We start from the raw sequence: 6,466 nt of genomic DNA on the forward strand, positions 1-6,466 counted from the left end.
GCCTCCTTGGAGCCGCGCGTGCGGCGGGCCCGGGTGGGGGTGACGGGGGCGGCGTCCGCGGAACGTCGACGTGCGGGGGAGGGACGCCGGGGGTGCTGTGGGGTACACCGTTCGCACCGCGATGACCACGAGCAGCGGGATCCGTGCTCCTGACGCGGGAAGTGCGCGGCGCCGTGCCCGGCCGCCGCAGGGGTGACCTGCCGGAGCAACCAGCTCTGGAACCGCTCCCAAAAACGTAGCAGCGGGATGATGGCGCGACAAGGGACGCGGAGAGTCAGAGGTAACGTGCCGTTCACCGCGCCGTGTCATGGCGCGGAGCTTCCCGGGGGCAGAACCGCCCACTGCGTCACGCAAGTGCACAGCCGTGACGCGCGGGTGAGCTCCCAGACCATTGACACGGCTCTCACCCGCCCCCACCATGAGGGCGCGCGGCGCCAGGACGCTCGACCGACTGGAAGCGCTACCAATCCAGCGGGACGGGGTGGCGATCGCCGGTATGTGCCGTCCTCGCCCCGCACCACCTGACGCGTTCGCGGGTCCACATGTGCACCAGGCCGCCCGGCCCCATCCCCGTACGAAGGAGACCTCAGCTCATGAGCAGAGTGAGACGGTTGCTCGTTCCCGTCGCGTGTGCGGCCCTCGCCGCCGGAGGGCTCGGCGGCGGAGCCGCCGCCGCGGCGCCCGGCGGCCCGGCGGCTGATCACGTGCTGCCCAGGAACACCCGCTTCTACGTCGACCCCGAGGCCGGCGCCGCCCGGCAGGCGGCCGCCGACCTCAGGGCAGGGAGGGTCGAGGACGCCCTGCGCATGGCCGAACTGGCCTCCTGGCCCCAGGCGATCTGGCTCGACCACGGCACCCCCACCGAGATCGGAAAGGCCGTCAGGAAGACGATGCGGGCGGCCGAACGGACCCGTACGGTGCCAGTGTTCGTCCTCTACAACGTCACCGGACGCGACTGCAGCTTCTACTCGGCCGGCGGCGCGGACAGCCCCGAGGAGTACCGCGCCTGGGTCCAGGCCGTGGCCGACGGCGTCGGCACGGGACGCGCGATGGTCGTCGTCGAGCCCGACGGGCTGGCGCTGCTGCCGCAGGACTGCCCCGAGGGCGACCCGGACGGCACCCGCACCGAGGAGCGCTACGCCAACATCCGGGCCGCGGTGGACATCATGGGGTCGAAGCCGAGGACGTCCGTGTATCTCGACGGCGGCAGCAGCAACTGGCAGCCCGTCGGCGACCTGGCGGGGCGCCTGATCAAGGCCGACCTGGCCAAGACCCAGGGCTTCGCCCTGAACGTCTCCAACTACCAGCCGACCGACCAGCTCAACAGGTACGCCACCTGGGTCTCCCAGTGCGTGTGGTACGCCACGGAGGGCCCGGCCGAGGCGCGGGGCAGGACGGACACCTGCGCCAGCCAGTACTACTCGCCTGCCGCCCCCAACGACGGGCAGCCCGGAAACGCCGTCGACTTCTACGACCCCTCGACCTGGAAGTGGGTCGACGCGTGGTACGACCGGACGGTGGGGCACCCGCCGGTCGGGGAACTCTCGCACTACGTCCTGGACAACAGCCGCAACGGTCTCGGCGCCTGGACACCACCGGCGGGCAAGTACACCGACCCCGAACCCTGGTGCAACGCACCTGGGCGGGGCATCGGCGTGCGGCCCACGGCCGACACCGGGCGGCCGCTGGCCGACGCCTACCTGTACGTGAAGACGATCGGGGAGTCGGACGGCACCTGCCACCGCGGCACGGCTGGACCCGTCGACCCCGAGTACGGCATCGAGGACCCGCCGGCCGGCGCCTGGTGGCCGGAGTTCGCCCACACCCTGGCGAGGGACGCGAAGCCGGCGCTCACGTTCAACACCGGTCACTGACCGCGGGGCGTGCCGACGGGTGGGCCGCAGCGGGCAGGCGCCGGTCGGCACACCCGCCCGGGCCCGCCCTGCCGGGTGATGATCATGTGTGGATAGGCTGTGTTCATGTCACGTCTACGCGTCACCCTCGCCGCCGTTCTCGCCGGGACGGCCCTGCTGACCTCCTGCTCCTCCGGCGGCGACGCGGCCGACTCCGACCACGGAACGCGGCAGGCGGACAAGCCGGCTGCCGCGCCCGCCGCGGAGCCGATCACCCGGGAGATCAGCCAGGCACACCTCACGCAGGCCCTGCTCGGCGACGGCGAGAACCTTCCCGGCTACTCCCTGCACGGCGACAAGGACGTGACCGACGGCCGGTACTGCAACGCGGCCGAGGACGCCGACACCGCGCCCCGGGGCTGGGTCCGCGGCGGCGACTCCTCGTACGAGCACAACGGCTCCACCGTCGAGATGGCGTACATCGCGATCTGCCTCTTCGACTCGACCGACGCCGCCCACCGCCAGTACACGACGTGGAAGGGCGACGGGACGCGCAAGCAGGTGACCCCGAAGAAACCGCTGGGGGACGAGAACACGCTCGTCGCCGTCGGGGACGACTCCTTCTACGGGTACCTCCGCTCGGGCCGGGCCACGGTCCGCGTCCGGGTCGAAGGCGGAGCCGCGGGCGATCCGTCGGGTGCGCAGACCATGCTGGCCGCAACGCTCAAGCGGCTCCAGCAGCTTCAGGACGGACAGCCGGCGACCGCGACCGCGGCCGACGAGCAGGCCGGCGCGCGGCAGTAGCATCCGCCGCGCAGCGGGACCGGGTGGTGTCGCGGGCACGGGCGGCAACGGCCCCTCCGCCGTGTCACCCTCCCGGCGGCGGCCGGAGCCGGAGCCGTTCTGCCGACGGCAGAGGCACCGCCCGTCGGCACGCGGCGACGGCTACGGTCCGGTCACATGACGACGTTCACGACGCGCACGGTCGCGTACCCGGCGGACGGCCTGACGATGACCGGCTACCTCGCGCTCCCGGCCGGTACCGACCGACGGCCCGCGGTGCTGCTCGGCCCGGAGGGCATGGGACTCGGCGACGTCGAGCGCCGCCGGGCCGATGCGCTCGCCGAGCTGGGATACGTGACGCTGGCCTTCGACCTCCACGGCGGGCGCTACCTCGGCGACCCCGAGGAGATGCTGGCCCGCTGCCTGCCGCTGCTCGCCGATCCCGACCGGATGCGGGGTGTCGGCCACGCGGCGCTCGACGTGCTGCGCGCCGAACCGCGTACCGACCCCGACCGGATCGCCGCCGTGGGCTACGGCACCGGGGGCGCCATCGGACTCGAACTCGGGCGCGACGGCGCCGCGTTGCGCGCGATCGCGACCGTCAACGGGCTCACCACCGGCCGACCGGGCGAGGCGGCACGCCTGCGCTGCCCGGTGTGGGCCGGGGTCGGGTCGGAGGACCCGATCATGCCGCCCGCGCAACGGGACGCGTTCACCGCCGAGATGCAGGCCGCGGGCGTCGACTGGCGCCTCGTGGTCTACGGCGGCGCTCTGCACGCCTTCCACCACCCGCCCGTCGACCATCCCACCGTCCCCGGCGTCGGCCACCACCCACGGCACGCGCAGCGCGCCTGGCGCGATGTCGTCGACCTGCTCGCCGAGTGCCTGCCCGTGACGGGCTGAAGCGGTCGGCGCGAGCGCCGACACCCGTCGGGGCCGGCGTCCGCCCTCAGGCCGAGCCCCGCAGGACCAGCGAGGTCGCCGTGATGACCGTGGCCTGCGCCGGAGCCGCGGAGCCCCGGCCGTCCAGCTTCCGGATCAGGAGCCGGGCCATCGTGCGGCCCATCCCCTCGATGTCCTGCCGGACCGTGGTCAGGGGCGGATCGGTCGTGGTGGCCACCGGCGCGAGGTCGTCGAACCCGACGACGGCCACGTCCTGCGGCACGGCACGCCCGCGCTTGCGCAGCGCACGCAGCGCGCCCCTGGCCATGAGGTCGCTGGCCACGAAGAGGGCGTCCAGGTCCGGGTGACGGTCCAGGAGTCCGGCCGTCGCACGCTCACCGCCCTCGTCGGTGAAGTCGCCCTGGACGACGAGTGAGGGGTCGCCGTCGAACAGGACGTCCCGGTAGCCGTCCAGCCGGTCCATCCCCGCCGCAAGAGCCTGCGGCCCGGCGATGTGCCCGATCCGCCGGCGCCCCCGGGCGACGAGATGGCGTACCGCCTCTCTCGCCCCGCCCCGGTTGTCGGCGTCGACGTACGCGAGCGCGGACTCGCCGGGGATCGGCGTCCAGTGAGGGCGTCCGCCGTAGACCGTGGGCAGCGCGAGACGGCGCACGATCGCGGGCAAGGGGTCGTCGCGGTGCACCGAGAAGGCCAGTGCGCCGTCGACGTGTCCGCCGGCCAGGTACCGGTCGATCCGTCCGTGGTCGCCCGCTTCGTCCGCGAGGAGCAGGACCAACTGGAGGTCGTGGGCGACCAGTTCCTTGCTGATGCCGCGGATCTGGAGTCCGAAGTAGGGATCGGAGAAGATGCGGCCCTCCGGCTCGGCGATGATCACCGCGATGTTCCCGGTGCGTCTGGTGACCAGGGTGCGGGCCGCCCGGTTGGGGACGTAGCCCAGCTCCTGCACGGCCGCGGTCACCTTGGCCATGACCCGGCCGCTCACGCCCGCCGCGCCGTTGACCGCGCGGGAGGCGGCGGAGCGGGACACCCCCGCCCGCGCGGCGACCGCGTCGAGCGTCGGCCGGCCGGTCGAGGGCGGTGCGGACACGGAGCGCTCCTTGGGGAAGGGAAGAGTGGCCGTCCTGCGATCAGGCGTCAGCGCGTGCAGAAGTGGTAGCGCTTCCAGAGATTGGCCAACATCCTCGCGGGATGTCAAGCCGACGCGAGTCGACGAGAGTGTTGCCGGAGCCGCTCGACGGCCCTCGGAACAGCCAGTTCATGCTCGCGAGTCGGCGCACAGGGTGCGTGTGCGGGCGGGGCGCCCACCCCTGCGGCGAGAGAAGGGGGCGGCCGGGAACCTTGACAACGAAGAGGTCGCACTCCATCTTTCTGGAAGCGCTCCCAGTCTCTCGGCGGTGCGGATGCCGTGCCGCATCCGCGGGATCCCGAGGCTTCTCTCATTCACCCCTGCTGGACAAGGACCCCATGAGCATCGATGTGCAGCCGGCCGGCCCCCGCCGGCCCGAACACCGGCCCCTGCCCGCCCTCGACATCCCCGGCCTGCCGGCGGACTTCGTCTGGGGCACGGCGACCTCCGCCTACCAGATCGAAGGCGCCGCGGACACCGACGGCCGCACGCCGTCCATCTGGGACACCTTCAGCCACACCCCGGGCGCGATCGACAACGACGACCACGGCGACATCGCGTGCGACCACTACCACCGGATGCCCGACGACGTGCGGCTGCTCGGCGGACTCGGCCTGGACGCCTACCGCTTCTCCCTGTCCTGGCCGCGCATCCAGCCGGGCGGGCGCGGACCGGTGAACGCCAAGGGGCTCGACTTCTACGACCGCCTGGTGGACGAGCTGCTGGCGCAGGGAATCACCCCCTGGGCCACGCTGTACCACTGGGACCTGCCGCAGGAGCTGGAGGACCGGGGAGGATGGCCCGAGCGGGACACCGCGCACCGCTTCGCCGACTACGCGGAGCTGGCCGCAGGACGGCTGGGCGACCGCGTCCGGCACTGGATCACGCTCAACGAGCCCTTCTGCTCCGCCGTCCTGGGCTATCACGTCGGCTGCCACGCCCCCGGACGCCAGGACTTCCGGGCCGCGATCCGGGCGGTGCACCACCTCCACCTGGGCCACGGGCTGGCCACCCGGCGGATCCGGTCGGTGACGCCCGCGTCCACGCAGGTCGGCATCACCTTCAACCCCGCGCAGGTGTACGCGGCGTCCGACGCGCCGGACGACCTGGCCGCGGCCCGCCGGGCGGACGGGATGGGGGCCCGTATCTACCTCGACCCCGTCCTGCGCGGGCGCTACCCGGAGGACGTGGTCGAGGACCTCGCCCGCCAGGGCGTGACCCTGCCGATCGAGGCAGGTGACCTTGCGCTCATCGCCCAGCCCGTCGACTTCCTCGGGGTCAACTACTACTTCAGCGACGTCGTGGCGGCCGGGGCCGAGCCCGGTCGCACGGTGCAGGTCCCGCAGCCCGACCGCCCGGTCACCGCCATGCCGTGGGAGATCTTCCCGCAGGGCATGACCGACCTGCTCACCCGCATCGGCCGCGACTACCCCGGCATTCCGCTGTACGTCACCGAGAACGGCGCGGCCTTCGACGACGGCGTGTACGACACGGACGGCGCCGGACACATCCAGGACCATCACCGCACCGTCTACCTGGCCGACCACCTCGCGGCAGTGGGGCGTGCCCGCGCGGCCGGCGCCGACGTGCGGGGCTTCTTCGCGTGGTCCCTGATGGACAACTTCGAGTGGGCGTACGGCTACGACAAGCGCTTCGGCATCGTGCACGTCGACTACCGGACGCAGGTCCGCACGCCCAAGCAGAGCGGCCTGTGGCTGCGCGACGCCGCCGCTGCGCACCGGGCGCGGTAGGCGCGGACAGGTGTCGACGCGCACCTCTGTCGGCCTCGACAGCGTCAAGT

Annotated in this window: 5 protein-coding genes; 4 read left to right on the forward strand and 1 reads right to left on the reverse strand. The window is 73.1% G+C overall.

What is annotated here, in order from left to right:
- The first annotated feature begins 593 nt into the window (after positions 1–593).
- The 3 genes from GTW43_RS13440 to GTW43_RS13450 all read left to right on the forward strand — a co-directional run bounded on the left by GTW43_RS13440 (position 594) and on the right by GTW43_RS13450 (position 3,539).
- Entirely contained in the window at positions 594–1,874 is a 1,281-nt protein-coding gene (locus GTW43_RS13440) for a glycoside hydrolase family 6 protein (RefSeq protein WP_237536575.1), read from the forward strand.
- Between the two features lie 105 nt (positions 1,875–1,979).
- The gene (locus GTW43_RS13445; RefSeq protein WP_161301899.1) at positions 1,980–2,657 is read left to right on the forward strand and encodes a hypothetical protein; all 678 of its coding nucleotides are present in this window, start codon (positions 1,980–1,982) and stop codon (positions 2,655–2,657) included.
- Positions 2,658–2,813: 156 nt separating this feature from the next.
- Positions 2,814–3,539, forward strand: coding sequence for a dienelactone hydrolase family protein (locus GTW43_RS13450; RefSeq protein WP_161301900.1), 726 nt, complete (start codon positions 2,814–2,816; stop codon positions 3,537–3,539).
- Positions 3,540–3,585: 46 nt separating this feature from the next.
- On the opposite strand, the gene GTW43_RS13455 is transcribed toward GTW43_RS13450, so the two are convergent.
- Positions 3,586–4,626, reverse strand: a complete 1,041-nt coding sequence (locus tag GTW43_RS13455) for a LacI family DNA-binding transcriptional regulator (protein ID WP_161301901.1) — start codon at positions 4,624–4,626, stop codon at positions 3,586–3,588.
- A gap of 377 nt (positions 4,627–5,003) precedes the next feature.
- Here GTW43_RS13455 and GTW43_RS13460 point away from each other — a divergent pair, with 377 nt between their 5' ends.
- Positions 5,004–6,416, forward strand: a complete 1,413-nt coding sequence (locus GTW43_RS13460; protein ID WP_161301902.1) for a GH1 family beta-glucosidase — start codon at positions 5,004–5,006, stop codon at positions 6,414–6,416.
- Positions 6,417–6,466: the final 50 nt, after the last annotated feature.

The organism is Streptomyces sp. SID5785, assembly GCF_009870065.1.
Taxonomy (GTDB): Bacteria; Actinomycetota; Actinomycetes; order Streptomycetales; family Streptomycetaceae; genus Streptomyces.

Excerpts from the sequence above, each read along its gene's own strand:
- GTW43_RS13450 (WP_161301900.1), top strand. The coding sequence starts at position 2,814 with ATGACGACGTTCACGACGCGCACGGTCGCGTACCCGGCGGACGGCCTG.
- GTW43_RS13440 (WP_237536575.1), top strand. The coding sequence starts at position 594 with ATGAGCAGAGTGAGACGGTTGCTCGTTCCCGTCGCGTGTGCGGCCCTC.
- GTW43_RS13445 (WP_161301899.1), top strand. The coding sequence starts at position 1,980 with ATGTCACGTCTACGCGTCACCCTCGCCGCCGTTCTCGCCGGGACGGCC.
- GTW43_RS13460 (WP_161301902.1), top strand. The coding sequence starts at position 5,004 with ATGAGCATCGATGTGCAGCCGGCCGGCCCCCGCCGGCCCGAACACCGG.